The organism is Campylobacter sp. DY7, from assembly GCF_057802535.1.
Genome location: NZ_JBYJAU010000006.1, coordinates 43,161 through 57,904 on the forward strand (window position 1 = coordinate 43,161; position 14,744 = coordinate 57,904).

Annotated in this window: 14 protein-coding genes and 1 pseudogene; 6 read left to right on the forward strand and 9 right to left on the reverse strand. The window is 29.3% G+C overall.

Annotation, left to right across the window (positions count from 1 at the left end; all coding sequences use genetic code 11):
* Positions 1-8: 8 nt before the first annotated feature.
* Complete coding sequence (locus AC1B00_RS05230) at positions 9-845, reverse strand: hypothetical protein (RefSeq protein ID WP_488848564.1); 837 nt, start codon at positions 843-845, stop codon at positions 9-11.
* A 75-nt stretch (positions 846-920) separates the two neighbouring features.
* On the opposite strand from AC1B00_RS05230, the pseudogene AC1B00_RS05235 reads away from it, so the two are divergent.
* From AC1B00_RS05235 to AC1B00_RS05245, 3 genes and pseudogenes are all read left to right on the forward strand, one after another.
* Positions 921-1,703: pseudogene (locus AC1B00_RS05235) on the forward strand (nitrate- and nitrite sensing domain-containing protein); the annotation flags it as partial.
* 648 nt (positions 1,704-2,351) lie between these two features.
* On the forward strand, positions 2,352-2,879 hold the full coding sequence (locus AC1B00_RS05240; protein WP_239818554.1) for a methyl-accepting chemotaxis protein: 528 nt from the start codon (positions 2,352-2,354) through the stop codon (positions 2,877-2,879).
* 98 nt (positions 2,880-2,977) lie between these two features.
* Complete coding sequence (locus AC1B00_RS05245) at positions 2,978-3,877, forward strand: LysR family transcriptional regulator (protein WP_488848565.1); 900 nt, start codon at positions 2,978-2,980, stop codon at positions 3,875-3,877.
* A gap of 9 nt (positions 3,878-3,886) precedes the next feature.
* Here AC1B00_RS05245 and sdhE read toward each other — a convergent pair whose 3' ends face one another.
* The 8 genes from sdhE to AC1B00_RS05285 form a co-directional block, all read right to left on the reverse strand.
* Positions 3,887-4,747, reverse strand: coding sequence for an 8-methylmenaquinol:fumarate reductase membrane anchor subunit (gene sdhE, locus AC1B00_RS05250; protein WP_488848567.1), 861 nt, complete (start codon positions 4,745-4,747; stop codon positions 3,887-3,889).
* 2 nt (positions 4,748-4,749) lie between these two features.
* A complete protein-coding gene (gene sdhB, locus AC1B00_RS05255) occupies positions 4,750-5,709 on the reverse strand; it encodes an 8-methylmenaquinol:fumarate reductase iron-sulfur subunit (protein ID WP_488848569.1) in 960 nt (319 codons plus the stop codon).
* A complete protein-coding gene (sdhA, locus tag AC1B00_RS05260) occupies positions 5,709-7,508 on the reverse strand; it encodes an 8-methylmenaquinol:fumarate reductase flavoprotein subunit (RefSeq protein ID WP_488848571.1) in 1,800 nt (599 codons plus the stop codon). The genes sdhB and sdhA overlap by 1 nt, the downstream gene beginning before the upstream one ends.
* A gap of 300 nt (positions 7,509-7,808) precedes the next feature.
* Positions 7,809-9,257: a pyruvate kinase gene (pyk, locus tag AC1B00_RS05265; RefSeq protein ID WP_488848649.1), complete on the reverse strand. Its 1,449-nt coding sequence runs from the start codon at positions 9,255-9,257 to the stop codon at positions 7,809-7,811.
* The gene (locus tag AC1B00_RS05270) at positions 9,254-10,603 is read right to left on the reverse strand and encodes an FAD-dependent oxidoreductase (RefSeq protein WP_488848573.1); all 1,350 of its coding nucleotides are present in this window, start codon (positions 10,601-10,603) and stop codon (positions 9,254-9,256) included. The genes pyk and AC1B00_RS05270 overlap by 4 nt, the downstream gene beginning before the upstream one ends.
* A gap of 46 nt (positions 10,604-10,649) precedes the next feature.
* A complete protein-coding gene (locus AC1B00_RS05275; RefSeq protein WP_239817619.1) occupies positions 10,650-11,261 on the reverse strand; it encodes a type III pantothenate kinase in 612 nt (203 codons plus the stop codon).
* Positions 11,258-12,175 carry a hypothetical protein gene (locus tag AC1B00_RS05280; RefSeq protein ID WP_336611419.1) on the reverse strand — a complete coding sequence of 306 codons (918 nt, stop codon included), beginning with the start codon at positions 12,173-12,175 and terminating at the stop codon, positions 11,258-11,260. The genes AC1B00_RS05275 and AC1B00_RS05280 overlap by 4 nt, the downstream gene beginning before the upstream one ends.
* Positions 12,172-12,681, reverse strand: a complete 510-nt coding sequence (locus AC1B00_RS05285) for a hypothetical protein (RefSeq protein ID WP_488848577.1) — start codon at positions 12,679-12,681, stop codon at positions 12,172-12,174. The genes AC1B00_RS05280 and AC1B00_RS05285 overlap by 4 nt, the downstream gene beginning before the upstream one ends.
* Positions 12,682-12,813: 132 nt before the next feature.
* Here AC1B00_RS05285 and gatC point away from each other — a divergent pair, with 132 nt between their 5' ends.
* Genes gatC through AC1B00_RS05300 form a run of 3 tightly spaced genes read left to right on the forward strand, consistent with a single transcriptional unit; the run spans position 12,814 to position 14,738 of the window.
* Positions 12,814-13,092 (forward strand): Asp-tRNA(Asn)/Glu-tRNA(Gln) amidotransferase subunit GatC, encoded by a 279-nt coding sequence (gene gatC / locus AC1B00_RS05290; protein ID WP_239817622.1) that lies wholly within the window; start codon positions 12,814-12,816, stop codon positions 13,090-13,092.
* Positions 13,093-13,146: 54 nt separating this feature from the next.
* Positions 13,147-14,193: a type IV pilus twitching motility protein PilT gene (locus AC1B00_RS05295; RefSeq protein WP_336611457.1), complete on the forward strand. Its 1,047-nt coding sequence runs from the start codon at positions 13,147-13,149 to the stop codon at positions 14,191-14,193.
* A complete protein-coding gene (locus tag AC1B00_RS05300; protein ID WP_239817623.1) occupies positions 14,190-14,738 on the forward strand; it encodes a CvpA family protein in 549 nt (182 codons plus the stop codon). Before AC1B00_RS05295 ends, AC1B00_RS05300 begins: the two co-directional genes overlap by 4 nt.
* The last annotated feature ends 6 nt before the right edge of the window (positions 14,739-14,744 follow it).

A 14,744-nucleotide genomic window follows, 5' to 3' on the forward strand; every position in this document is an offset into this window, starting at 1 on the left:
CTATCTCCTTAAAATCTTCTAATAAATACGCTATGCATAGGTTTATTTTCTTTATCTAATTTATAGTATTTAAAACCTATTTTAGTTCCAACTTCAAACGGATGATTAATCTCATCTATTGTAAAACCACTGCCTATCGTAATTGTTGTTAGTTCTTTATTGTCTATACTTAAATTATCATCTTCTAATGCTCTTAAAGCGTTAGCTTTTTTCCATTTGCATTCATAATTTATTAATTTATTATCAGAATCAAGATTTATTTTTGATATAACGCAATTATCTTTATAAAATCTTTTAACCCTTATAATTTTTTCCTTACTAGGCACATCATAAGCTGTGTTTTTCTTATGCATATAAACACCTTCTGAACCTTTCAAAACAACATAGTTAAAATAATCAATAAATTCATCATTATCGCTAAATTCATGCTGTTTTATAAATGTAATATTGTTATTTGGGTGTTTTTGCAACCATTCTTTTAATACTTTTAGTCTATCCTTTAAATCGCCTTTTTGATAAGGCACATCTGCTACATAAAACTTAGTGCATTTTAATTTATTTAAAGCTACATCATTAAAAGTATCGTAATAATCAGTCCCGCAAAATAAAGCACCTTTAATGTCAAATGGTGGAAAATCTTTTGTGTAATCTTTATTTATCTCGTATGATTGATTATCATTGTTAAATAATCTTTCTCCATCCCATCTAGCTCCCATTCCATCAATATATTCGCTAACATAATAATCTTGCACATTAATATCTTTTAACTCATCAAAATCATTATAATTAAAGGTATGTGATATTAAAACACTACAAAATGAACAAAAAACTAAAAAAAATTTCATTTATTCTCCTAAATTTTATATAATCCTTTAAATAACTTTAAATTTAAAATCTAAATTAGTTTATTAAGGGGACTCATGATTTCTAAAATTTCTATTTCTAAAAAACTTTTGTTACTCACAGGAACTTTTTTAATTATATTATTAATTTATAATATTTTATTAATTAAAAGCAGTTACGAAACCTACAACTCTTCTATAAAAGCTAGGGATTATGCAAAAGTTATTTTAAAAACAAATAATTTAATCCATTTTTTACAAGTTGAGCGTGGTCTTAGTGTAGGAGTTTTAGCAGGGGCAAATAGCCCATCAATGTTAGCAAATAGAACTAAAGTTGATGCTTTAATAGACGATGAAAACACAAAAGCAAAAATCAATAATCTAAGAGCAATGGTTGATGCTAAAGAAAATAGAGCAAAGGTTTTAGCAGCTTATACACAAGCGATTAATTCTTTATTAATGCAGACAAAAGAGCTTTCTTTAAATCTTGATGAAAGTTATTCAAGCCTTAGCGATGCTTTAAATCTAGTAGCAAAAACTAAAGAAAGATATGGCTTATTGCGTGGGACTTTAAACGGAGTATTTAATGCTAATACTATGGATATTGCAACTTTTTCAAGTATTAGTTATATGAATACGAGCATATTAAATAAACTAAAAGAATTAAATGAGTTAAAACTTAAGTTTTTAGATGATAAATTACAAACAATATCAAAGCTTGATGAAAACTTAAAATTTCAAGAATACATAAATATTGCATTTAATAATAATATAAATGGCAATTTTAATGTAAAGGCTAGTGAGTTTTTTGATGTTGCTACAAAGCTGATTGAAGATTATAAAGAGCTTGAAGATGATATTACAAATAAAATTCTCTTAAAAGCTAGTGAAAACGAAAACAGCTCAAAAGAAGCCATTATTTTACAAATCATAATCGCTATATTTGCTCAAGGAATAAATATGTTTTTAGCTTTTGTAATCTCTAAAAATATTATTAATAATCTTGATTTGATTAATAAAGGTCTTGATAGCTTTTTTGATTTCTTAAAATACAAAAGCGATGATGTAATGACAATAAGGACAAACAATAAAGATGAGTTTGGAAAAATGGCAAAACAAATAAACGAAACCGTTTTAGAGCTAAAAGAAAATTATAAAAAAGATCAGACCTGTATAGATGAAATTACAAAAATCACAAATGAAATAAAATTAGGAAAACTAGATAATGATATATTTAGTGAGCCGTATAACCCTAGAATCAAGGCTTTAAAAGGCATATTAAAAGAAATGTTAGGAGCATTAAAAATTAAAATCGGTAAAGATATTAATAAAATTGATGGTCTATTAAAAGAATATGCAAATATGAAATTTGTAAATAATATAAAAGAGCCTATCGGAGAAATTGAACTAAGCTTAAATACTTTACAAAAAGAAATAAAAAATATGCTTTATTCTCAAGAAAATATAAGCAATAGCTTAAAGAATAATTCAAAAAATCTAAAAGATAGTATGAAACAGCTTTTAATCGGTAGCAATAAAGCAAAGAGCAATCTTGAAGAAAGTGCAGCAGCAATCAATCAAATGTCAAGCTCAATGGGTGCAATTTCACACAAAAGCCACGAAATCATTCAGCAAAGCGATAGTATAAAAAGCGTAATTGATGTTATTAGACAAATCGCAGAAGATACTAATTTATTAGCCCTAAATGCTGCTATTGAAGCTGCAAGAGCGGGTGAGCATGGACGCGGATTTAGCGTTGTTGCAAGTGAGGTTGGAAAACTAGCTAACAATACTAGCTCATCGCTAAATCAAGTAGAAGCAAATGTGAAATTATTAGTTCAACAAATCCACGATATAGGAATGAGTATAGAAGAACAAACCCAAGCTATTAATCTAATAAATAAAACAATTTGCGAAATAGATAATCTAAACAAAGATAATGATTTAGTTGCAAATAATACAAACAATGCTGCAAATAGCGTTGATGATTTAGCTAGCAATATAATTGAAGATTTAAAGAAAAAAGAGTTTTATTAATAAAACTCCTTGGAATTTGAAATAGGAATTTGAAATTCCTATTTCGTAATTCTTTTATCTTTAAAACCTACATTTATTAAAAAATAGGATAAAAAAAAATGAATTTTAGACATATGCAACTATTTTTAAAAGTAGCACAATTACAAAGCTTTACAAAGGCTGCAAACGAACTTAAAATACCTCAACCATCATTATCTCAAAGTATCTTTGCTTTAGAAAATGAATTAAAAACTACGCTTTTTAATAGGAACACAAATCCAATAACGCTAACAAAAGCAGGAGAAATCTATCTTAAAAAAGCAAACTTAATAAAGGATATAGTTGCTGAATTAGATAATGAAATTTCAGCTTTAAATAGAGCAAAAACAGGTAAAATTCGCATTGCTTTTTCTCAAAATGGTTATAATATGATACCAAATCTCTTACCTACTTTTTGCAAGCGTTTTAACGATGCAGATATTAAAATCTCACAAATTTTCTCAACTCTAAAAATAAAACAAATGATTGAAAATGATGAGATTGACCTTGGAATGCTGATTTTACCAATTGATATAAAGCAATTAAAATATGAAGTTATAAAGACTAGCAATGTATTTTTGGCACTTCCTTCAATACATGAATTATCTTTAAAATTTAAAAATAAGAAATTACCAACAATCTCAATTCAAGAATTAAAAAATGAAAAATTTATCTTGCCAAAATCTACACAAAGAAGTAGATTAGATATTGATATGGTTTTTAAAAAACAAGGATTTACACCTAAAATTTTATGTGAAACAGAAACATTTGATATAGCAAACTCAATAGTTGCAAGTGGAGTTGGTGCAACATTTACGATTAGTGAATTAATAAAAGATGATAAAAAAGACAAAATAAAACTATTTAATATATGTGATACTGAACTTGTTAGAACTCTAATTATTGCTTATAAAAAAGATAAAAAACTTTCAAATTTAGAAATTGAATTTATCAAAATGGCAAAAGAATTAGGGGCATAGCCCCTAAAACTACATTAATTTTGTAGCATCAATTATATTTAAATTAAGACCTAGCTTTTTGCTATCAAGTCCAAGCGCTAAGCCTACTAATTGAGAAAGATGAATTATAGGCTTTCTAATTTTAGAATTCATAGCATTTTGATAGCGTTCTTGATAAATATCAAGCTGCATTTGACAAAGCGGACAAGGTGTAACAACACAATCAGCACCATTTTCATCAGCATTTTCTACTATTTGCGAAGACATTTTTTGAACCGATTTAACAGCTGGATAACTAGCGTGAAAACCACAGCAATCAAGGCGTTTTTCAAACGGCACTATATTTGCACCTAAAGCACTAACTACTGCTTCAAGGCTTTTTGGGTTTGTTGAGCTTTCTTTAAAATTATGATCTCTTTCAGGGCGAAGACTATGGCAACCATAAAAAAGTGCTACATTTAAATTTGAAAGCGGTTTAACTACTTTTGATTTTAAAGTATCTAAGTTCTCATATAAAATCCATAAAAGACTTGTAATTTCATTATTTCCTTGATACTTCATATTTCCTTTTGCTAAAAACTCATTTATACGATCTTTAGCACCTTTATCTAAGGCATTTTTTGCACGAGTAAGTGTTAGCATACAGGTGCTGCAAGTTGTTAGCATTGGCATATTCATTCTTTCAGCTAATGCAATATTTCTAGCATTTGCTACAAGAGTTGCAATCGGATCTACATCTTGTGCTTGAGAAGCACCACAACAACTCCAGCCTTTAATCTCATGTAAAGTTATGCCTAAAATAGGTGCTATTGCTTCTAGCGACATTTTTGATTCTTTTGCTGCCTGACTTAAAACACAGCCAGGGAAAAAAGCGAAATCTTTATTTTGCATAATTACTCCTTATTAGCAGCTCTTGCTGCTTCAATCATTTTCATTAAATCTTCATGGCCTTCTATCTTACGCTCACCAAAAATATGTAGTGGATTCATCTTGCCTGCTTTCATTAAATTAAATGCGATATCCATTTTTGCAACATTTGCCAAAACACCTTCAGAGCGAAGTGCTAAATAAATTTCATTTAATCTACCTGTATCTTCTAAATCTAAAAGAAAAGCTTTAGCATGAGCTGGGCCTGTGCCTTCTTTTAAGCCTTTTTTCATAGCCATTACTCTTAGCATTGCTATATCATCAGCAGCACTAATTCCCTTTGGACAGCGATTAGCACATTCTTGACAATGAACGCACATCCAAAGACCATTATCAACAGAAGGTTTTATATGTTCCATAGGGTCTTTTGAGCGTGAATCAGCAGCAGCACGGAAAGCATGAGTAAATACAAAAGGCTCCATATAATCATCTGAATTTGCTTCAAGCTTACTACATTCACTAGCACAACAACCACATAAAATACAATCCCATTGCTTTTTAATAGCATCAACTTCAGCTTGAGTTTGAACGCAACCTTTTTTTTCAGAAAATTCTTCTTTTGGTGTAATGGTTGGTTTTACCTTTCTTAAGTTTTCAATACCTGGCTTCCAATCAACTACTAAATCAGAAAGGACTTTAAAATTTGCTAATGGAGAAATAGTAATAGTATTTGGATTATCATATTCTTTAAGCAAATCATCCATTTTAGTATCACAAGCAAGATATGAATGACCATTCACACGCACACCACAAGCACCACAAATAGCCATACGACAAGCAGCTGTAAAGTTTAGCGTAATATCTTGTGTGCGTTTTATATGCTGTAATAAGCCTAAAAGTGTTTTTCCTTTAACTTCTTCTATATCAACTTCGTAAGTTTGAACATATTTTTTTGTTCCATCAAACCTATCAATTATAATTTTCATTAGTATTTCCTTTCTTCAGGTTGAAACTGAGTTATAACAACATCTTTATAGTTAAGATTTAATTCGCCATCTTTTAATGTAACTAAACTATGCTTTAAGAAATTTTCATCATCTCTTTTTGGATAGTCTTCTCTAGTATGAGCACCACGACTTTCTTTTCTATTTAATGCGCCTAAACAAGCACATCTTGCTAAAAGTATTAAGTTACCAAACTCTAAATACTCAATAAGTGCAGTGTTATAAGTCATATTTGGATTTGAAATCTTAAGATTGTTATATTTAGCCCAAATTTCATCTAGGATTTTCATATGTTTTTCAAGCTTTTCGCCGGTTCTAAAAATACCCATATTATCCCAGTTGTATTGCCCGAATTCTTCTCTTAAATCATAAAGTTCATTTGGTTTTGAATTGCCACTTGTAATATCTTTAAGTTTAGCTTTCCATTTTTTAGCAAGTTCTTCTGCGTGTTTTCCTGAGCCATAATTTGTTCTATTATTTGCATATTCACTTGCACCCTCGCCTGCAAGTTTTCCTGTAACTGCAGCATCTGCTAAGCTATTTCCACCTAAACGATTTGCTCCATGAATTGAAGCACAACTAGTCTCACCTGCTGCAAAAAGTCCAGCTAAATGAGTACTCATATCATCAAATTTAGCAATTTCTATCCCGCCCATAGAATAGTGTGCTGTTGGGCGAATTTTTATAGGTTCTTTTACTAAATCTATACCTTCAAATAAAAGTCCTATATGGCGAATTTGAGGTAATTCATCCATTATTTGCTCTTCTCCTAAATGCGTAACATCTAAAAGAACATAAGATCCCATTCCCTCACCAAAACCATTGCCAAGGCGAATTTCGCTCTCAATTGAACGAGAAACAATATCTCTTGGAGCAAGCTCTAAACGATTTGAGTATTTACTCATAAAGCGTTCGCCTTTATTGTTAATTAGTTTTCCACCAAGTCCTCTTGCAGCTTCAGTAATTAATGCTCCACCATTTCTTACACCAGTTGGGTGAAATTGAAGCATTTCAGGGTCTTTAAATGCAAGTCCAGCTCTAAGTGCTGCTGCTATTCCATCTCCACTTGCATTAAATGGAGTTGAGGTGCGATTAAAAAACACACGAGTATAACCACCAGTAGCAAGGATAACTGATTTTGCTAATACAGGCACAACATCTCCTGTTTGCATATTTAAAAGAACAACGCCTTCGCATTCGTTATTATCAATTGCTATATCTAGCAAATAATGATCTAGTAAAAACTCAACTCCATTTGAAATAGCCTCATCAAGGCATGTATGCATCATGATTGAACCAGTTTTATCGGTAGCATAATTACAGCGTTCGTATTTAGCACCACCTGCAAAGCGTCTTGCGACAGTTTTATCTTTTTGTCTATTAAATGGCATTCCTGCATAATCAAGCTCATGAATTGCTTCGGTAGCTTTTGTTGCAAATTTTATAATAGCGTCTTGATCGCCTAAAAAATCACTTCCTTTTACAGTATCATATGCATGAAGCATATTTGAATCGCCATTTTCAAAGTCAATTACACCATTAATTCCACCTTCAGCCATACAGGTTGCATTACGAGATGGCATTCCTTTATTTACCACAACAACATCTAAATTTGGATGTTTTTTCCTAACAGCAACAGCGGCTCTAAGACCTGCTCCGCCCGAACCGATAACTAAAACATCAGTACAAGCAAGAGAGTTTTGATTAGTGCTTTTAAATACACTATTTAAAACTGAAGCTGAATTTGCAAAGTTTTGCTTATTCATTTTTTCTTCATTCATAAGAAACTCCTTTAAATAAGATTGTTTGTATCTTAATTTTTAATTTTTCCTTAAAATAAAAAATTAATAATAAAATCTTATTATAAATTATATTATAAGTCAAATATTATTTTATGTATTATCTAATAAGAAAAATCTTATAAGTATTTAATGTATAACTTAGTTTTGATAATTAAATTTGTGTATTTCATGAATTTAATAAATTTATATGGATTGTTTTATTAAAAATCAAAGAATTTGAATTCGGAATTTGATTTTTTAAATTTCAAATTCCTATTTCAAATTCCTAATATTTTTGCATTAATTTTGTAAGTTTAAATAATAATCTATTTGTTCTCTACCTAAAACTCTAATTAAGTTAGTGCTACCTGTCTCGCCTACTGGATAACCTGCTGTTATAACATAGTTTTTATTCTTATCCATTATGCCTTTTTTTACCCCTACTTTTACACAATTATGTAAAAGCTCGTGCAAACTAGAAGCTTTATCTACTACATAAGTTTCACTAAGTCCCCAACAAATACTAAGGCTTTTTAAGGTTTTATCACAATGGCTCATTGTAATGATTTTTGTATCAGGTCTATATCTTGCCATTTTCTTAACACTTGCACCACTGCTTGTAAGACAAATTAAAGCGTCTGCATTAATATCTTTTGCAAGTTGAACTGCTGATGCTGCAATGGTATCTGTCATATCTCTTTTATCGTGATTAAAATTACAATATGGATAAATCTTTTCTATTTCGCTAATTGTTGCCGACATAATACTAACAGCATTTACAGGATCGATTCCAACTGCACTTTCTTCGCTAAGCATAACAGCGTCAGTTCCATCTAATACAGCGTTTGCAACGTCGCTTATCTCTGCTCTGGTTGCACTTTTATTATTTGCTAAAGAAAATAGCATTTGAGTTGCTGTAATTACAGGCTTACCCATTTCATTAGCTTTTTTGATGATTGATTTTTGAATGCTTGGCACTTTATAAAATGGCACTTCAATACCTAAATCCCCACGAGCAACCATTATTCCATCACTTACATTTAAAATCTCATCAATATTTTCAACCGCATCAAACTTTTCAATCTTTGCAAATACTTGAGTTTTATTTCCATTTTCTGCTAGGATTTGCTTTGCATTTTTTATATCATAAGCGTTTTGAACGAAAGATATTGCCATATAATCAACATCGTTTTTTACGCCCCATAATAAATCATCTTTGTCTTTTTTAGTAATTACTTCTATATTTATTTTTGTATTTGGAAAATTTATTCCTTTATTTGAAGCTAATTTGCCATCGTTTTGAACTTGGCATTTTAAATAATCTTGTCCTACTTCTTCAACGATTACTTTTATAGAACCATCGCATAAAAATATCGCTTCGCTAGGTCTTACAGCTCCTAAGATTTCATTATAATTTGTGCTTACTTCATAATGATTATCTGATTTTTGATTAGCTTTAATTGTATGTCTATAAATGTCTAATCTATCGCCTTTTTTTAATAAAAACGGCTCAGGAAGTTCTAAAACTCTAATTTTTGGACCTGAAATATCTTGTAATACGCCGATATTTTCGCCTAATTCACTTGAGATTTTTCTAACTTTATCAAGGTTTGCTTTATGATATTCATGTGAGCCATGAGAAAAGTTTAAGCGAAATACATTAACCCCTGCTTTTATCATTTCTCTTATACATTTTTCGCTATCACTTGCTGGCCCTAAAGTTGCAATTATTTTTGTTTTTTTCATTATTCTCCCCTTAGTTCTTTATTAAATAATTCTTCGTTAAATTCAAGCTTTAAGTAATCAACCACCATTCTTAAATCTCTTAAAGCATTTCCCATACAGCTAGTTGCACCTGGACTTGGAGTCATATTAAATATAATTCCTTGATTTTGTGGCACTATGCTTGCTTCTCCTAGCATTAGTTTCTTTTCTGTTTTATTTAGCACTTGTGGGCGAACTCCACCAAAGCCTTTTGCATAAGTTATATCATCGGTTGTAAGACTTGGGACAATCTTTCTTGCGTCTTTTACAAATAAAGATTTATTCAAATACGGCACTTCAAATAAGAAATTTCTTAAAATATAATTTCTAATAGTGCTATCTTTCATTAAATCAAGTAAGATTTTTATAGTTGTTCCATCAAGGCGTAAAGTAGTAAAAAACTCAGGCAAACTCTTAAGCCCATGATAACGCTCAAGTTTTGGTAAAACTAAAGCAGTTGGACCAAAGCGAGTATTCATATCGCATAAAATATCAGGATCGCCGTGTAATGCTGCGAATGGTAATTTTGGATTTTGAACCATATAAACTTTACCATTTAATAAATGTTTTTTTGTTAGATAAAAGCTACCTGCAACAGGCAAACATGCATAATCTAATCCATAACCCATCTTATGAGCTAAAAATAATGAGTGTGCGCCTGCATTTACTACAACAAAATTTGCACTAAATTCGGTTTTATTGGCACTTATTAGATAAAAAGTATCGCCTTTTTTGTAAATATTTACGATTTCTTCATTAAAAAATATTTGATTATCAGGATTAGCTTTCATAGCTTCTTCAGCTAAACTCTCGCTCATTTTTCCAAAATCAACGGTCGTATAGCAATCATTTTCTAAAGCACCCATAGCAAATATTTCTTCAGGTCTATCCCCACCACCTAAAGCTTCTACTACTTTTGGCTCGATTTTTTTGATTTCTGCTTTATCAAATTTTCTAATATATGGATATAGTTCTTTGAATTCTTCGTAGCGTTTTTGCATAAAGGCACATTCTTCTTCACCAACAGCTAAAGCCATTTTTTGATGAGAAAACATAAACTTATTTTCTGCTTTTACTAATTTTGCATAATTTACAATCATATCAGCATTAGGTTTAACTTTTGAAGCTTTTTCATAAGTGTAATTTGTCTCAATATCTCCGCTGTGAATTGTTTGAGAATTGCTAGTTCCTTTAGAATTAAGAGTGCTTAAAGCATGATATTTTTCTATTAAAGCTACTTTTTTTACATTTGTATATTTGCTAAGCTCGTAAAATAACGCAGCTCCACTAATTCCACCACCGACTACAATAACATCAAAATGCTGTGCCATATTCCATCCTTTTGTATTTTTTTAAAAAAATGATAATTTTATTTATTTATAAATTCAAGTCTTTAATTAATTTTTGCATTCCTTGAAAAACTAGGTTTTTCTCATTGATTGCGTTTTTAAAAAATTGATTTAAAAAGCTAGAATCTCCACCTGTTAGGTATATTGTTTCATCTTTGGCAAATTCTTTAATGCAAGTTACTATGCTAGAAATTATTCCATAACTAATAGCATCTTTTGTAGAATTTGGTAACGAACCTAGGTCTAATGTGGTATTTAAATCATAATTTAATCTACAAGATATATTTTTATAAGCATTAAGATAAGATTCAATTCCAGGTAATATAAAACCACCTAAATGTTTTTTATTTTTCATTAAATCAATAGTTATTGCACTTCCTGCATCTACAATAACACCCGTATCAATATAATAGCAAGATGCAATCCTATCAACTCCTAAACCTATATAAGAAGTATCTAGGCTAAAAAAGGGTTCAAGATTTATAAAATTACTAGGTAATACCGAAAAATTTGCATTTACGCTTATATAAAAAACTTTTTCTTTAAAACTACTAGGTGAAAAATCTTTTAACTCTATTCGCTTTAAATGTTCGTTTTTATAAACGCAAGCTGTTGTATTACCTATATCTATTAAAGTCATTTTAGTTTGTAACTTTTATCGTTGTAAAACAAAATATCATCTTTAAAATATGCATTCTTTTTAATCTTAGAATTTAGATTAAATACAGCAATTTCATTTAAATTTTCATCAAGCTTAATTAAATAGCCATTATGCTCTAAAGCATATAAATAGCCATTATTTGCGTGAATTTCGCTATAATTTGCATATTTAAATTTGGTTTTTGAAATTTCGTTTAATAAATAATCAAATTTATAAATAGTTCCATCACTTGCTAAAACATATATTAATTCATCTTTAAGAAGTGCTTTTTTGATATTTATTAATTTTGTATATGTTTTATTATCTAGTATAGTAAATAGTTTGCTTGAACTTGCTGCGATTAATTTATCATCACTTGCATCTAAGAAAATTATATTATTAAAAAATTCTTGAGTTCCAACATTTATAGCTCTAATGAAAGTATTATTTACATTACTTAATATTACTAAATTGCCATCTAAAGTAGGAGCAATAATAACATTTCCGCTAAAAATAGGATTTGCTAATTTTTTAATAACCCCATTTGCTTGTCCATAATTATCGCTAAATAAATAATTTTGCTCTAATAAATCAAATAAAATAACATTATTTAAAGCATCAACCATCACAGCCTTATTGCCTTCTGTTTCTATACTTACGATTTTTGCTTCAAATTTTTTATCAAATACTACTTCTTTATCTTTTAATATTTTTAAAAAACCTAAGTTATTAGATATAAAAGTCAAATTATCTTTTTGATTTATGATTTCATAATCTTTATAATTTTTTAATATATTTTCAGTTTTTATATTTATTGAACTTAATTTTTCTGTATTTTGTGGCTCATAATATTGTTTTGAACCTGAACATGCTAAAAATAATAATGATAAAGCTAATAATGAGTATTTTTTCATTTGTTGCCTTGATAATGTTTTAAGCTATTTGCTACTTTATAAAATACTGAATTAGCATTAATTAAATCTAGTTTTACCCTAGCCTCTTCTATTTTATTTGCTTGTAATAGCTCGTATGCTTCTTGAATTGTTTTTAAATCTTTTAAGAAAATTCCTGATTCAAATTCCTTAGCTTTATAAATCTCTAAAAGCAGTTTATCTTCATTACTTGGCTTAAATGTAGCTAATTCTTCAATATACTTTTCGTCCATTAATAATGCTAAATATAAATTAGGATTTAAAGATTTTAATTGATTTAATTTATTATTATCTTTAGTAATTAATAACTCATTATATAAACTATTTGCTTCTTTTGTATTTTTAATCTTTATGCTATCGTTAATAGAATTAAATGCAAAATAAGCAATAATTGCAATTATTATAAATATGATTATAAATTTATTTTTTCTTAAAAAACGCTCAATTTTGATTCCAAATTCTTCAACACTATATGTATTTTCTTTCAATTTAAATTCCTTAAATTTTGATAAAATTAAAGCTGAAATTGTAACAATTTTTTGTAAATCTTGATAAATTTAGTGCTATATTAAATTTTTATTATATAATCGGATTTAATTTTAGATTAACAAGGTGAAATTATGTTAATAGATGAAAAGTTATTAGAAAGACTAGAAAAATTATCATCACTTAAATTAAGTAACGAAGAAAGACAAACTTTGCTTGCTGAATTTGATGATATTTTAAAATTTGTAGATAATTTAAATGAAATTGATACTAATAATTTAGAAATTAATAATTTAAATTATACCCCATTAAGAGAAGATATACCTGAAAAATCAGAAGTAATTGAAAGCATTTTAGAAAATGCTCCTTCAAGAAGCGAACACTTTTTTTCAGTTCCTAAAATTATAGAATAAGGAAAGATTATGGATAATATTCATCAACAAGAAGAGCAAGTAAAAGCCATTCAAATGAATGGTATTCTAGCATTTATGAAAGACAATGATGCGAGTGACTTACACTTTATTCCAGGTAGAAAACCACTACTTAGAATTCATGGTGTTTTAAATGATTTGGAGTTTGATGTTCTAAACTCAGATATCATTAAAGCATCTTGTTATAGTATTTTATCAGACGCTCAAAAAGCGACTTTAGAAGAAGAGCGTGAATTAGACTTCGCATACTCAGTAGAAGGCGTTGGTCGTTTTAGAGCAAACTATTATTATGTTGAAGAAGGAAAACTTGCAGCTGCATTTCGTTTAATTCCTGAAAACATTCCTAGTTTAGATGATTTAAAAGCTCCTTCAATTTTTAAAGAATTAATCAAAAAAGAAAAAGGGCTTATCCTAGTAACAGGTCCAACAGGTTCTGGTAAATCAACAACTCTAGCAGCAATGCTAAACGAAATCAACGAAACTGAAAGTAAGCATATCTTAACGATAGAACACCCAGTTGAATTTATGCATAAAAACAAAAACTCAGTATTTTCATACAGAAACGTAGATATAGATACAAAGAGCTTTCAAACCGCTTTAAAATACGCGTTAAGACAAGACCCTGATATTATCTTAATCGGTGAGATGAGAGATAGAGAAACAATAGCAGCAGCAATCACAGCAGCTGAAACAGGACACTTAGTATTTGGAACACTACATACAAACTCAGCTATGCAAACAATTAACCGTATTGTAGATAGCTTTAGTGGCGGAGAGCAAGACCAAATAAGAAATATGCTGTCTTTTTCATTGCAAGCTGTTATTGCACAAAGCTTGATACCTAAAAAAGGTGGTGGTCGTTTAGCAATTCACGAAATTCTTATTAACAATATGGCTATTGCTAACTTAATTCGTGAAAATAAAAACCATCAAATTTATTCTCAAATGCAGTTAAACCAACAAGGAACGGGAATGAAAACTCAAACTCAAAGCCTTGTAGAAGCTGTTCGTGCAGGTTTAATTACAAGAGAATTAGCTTTAAGATATAGCACACAATACAACGAATTAGTGAATTTGATATGAATAGTGGCTTATTACTTGATTGTATAATAATCGGCGTTACTTTAATATTAGGCCTAGGTGGAATAATCTCAGGTCTTATTAAAGAAGGTTTTGGATTAGCAGGTATTTTAGTAGGTGTTTATGTTAGCACAAGCTATTCAGAAAAAGTTGGTAATTTAATTAAACAATATGTTTATAACACCGATAACGAAATGTTATTAAACCTATTTGGTTTTGTGTTGGCGTTAGTTGTTGTTTGGGGAATATTTATAATTTTAGGAAGAATAATATCAAAATTAGCTTCTTTAAGTGGTCTTGGTATTATTGATAGAATTATGGGTTTTGTATTTGGAGCTGGAAAAATATTTGTGATTTTTTCTATAATAGCAAGCTGTATAAATGAAGTTCCTATTTTAAACAACAAAATAGGACAATTTTTTGCAAATAGTATGGTATTTCCTGTATTAATAGAAACAGGTTCAATTATTGCAAATACTAAAGCAGTTCAAAACACAATAAATACTAAAAAAGAAGCAGTAGAAAAAGAATTAAAAAAAGAAGAATAATTTTAA

What these genes read in the sequence shown, in the direction of transcription:
- AC1B00_RS05230 (WP_488848564.1), bottom strand. Translation starts at nt 845, where the DNA reads ATGAAATTTTTTTTAGTTTTTTGTTCATTTTGTAGTGTTTTAATATCA.
- AC1B00_RS05240 (WP_239818554.1), top strand. Translation starts at nt 2,352, where the DNA reads ATGAAACAGCTTTTAATCGGTAGCAATAAAGCAAAGAGCAATCTTGAA.
- AC1B00_RS05245 (WP_488848565.1), top strand. Translation starts at nt 2,978, where the DNA reads ATGAATTTTAGACATATGCAACTATTTTTAAAAGTAGCACAATTACAA.
- sdhE (WP_488848567.1), bottom strand. Translation starts at nt 4,747, where the DNA reads ATGCAAAATAAAGATTTCGCTTTTTTCCCTGGCTGTGTTTTAAGTCAG.
- sdhB (WP_488848569.1), bottom strand. Translation starts at nt 5,709, where the DNA reads ATGAAAATTATAATTGATAGGTTTGATGGAACAAAAAAATATGTTCAA.
- sdhA (WP_488848571.1), bottom strand. Translation starts at nt 7,508, where the DNA reads ATGAATGAAGAAAAAATGAATAAGCAAAACTTTGCAAATTCAGCTTCA.
- AC1B00_RS05270 (WP_488848573.1), bottom strand. Translation starts at nt 10,603, where the DNA reads ATGGCACAGCATTTTGATGTTATTGTAGTCGGTGGTGGAATTAGTGGA.
- AC1B00_RS05275 (WP_239817619.1), bottom strand. Translation starts at nt 11,261, where the DNA reads ATGACTTTAATAGATATAGGTAATACAACAGCTTGCGTTTATAAAAAC.
- AC1B00_RS05280 (WP_336611419.1), bottom strand. Translation starts at nt 12,175, where the DNA reads ATGAAAAAATACTCATTATTAGCTTTATCATTATTATTTTTAGCATGT.
- gatC (WP_239817622.1), top strand. Translation starts at nt 12,814, where the DNA reads ATGTTAATAGATGAAAAGTTATTAGAAAGACTAGAAAAATTATCATCA.
- AC1B00_RS05295 (WP_336611457.1), top strand. Translation starts at nt 13,147, where the DNA reads ATGAATGGTATTCTAGCATTTATGAAAGACAATGATGCGAGTGACTTA.
- AC1B00_RS05300 (WP_239817623.1), top strand. Translation starts at nt 14,190, where the DNA reads ATGAATAGTGGCTTATTACTTGATTGTATAATAATCGGCGTTACTTTA.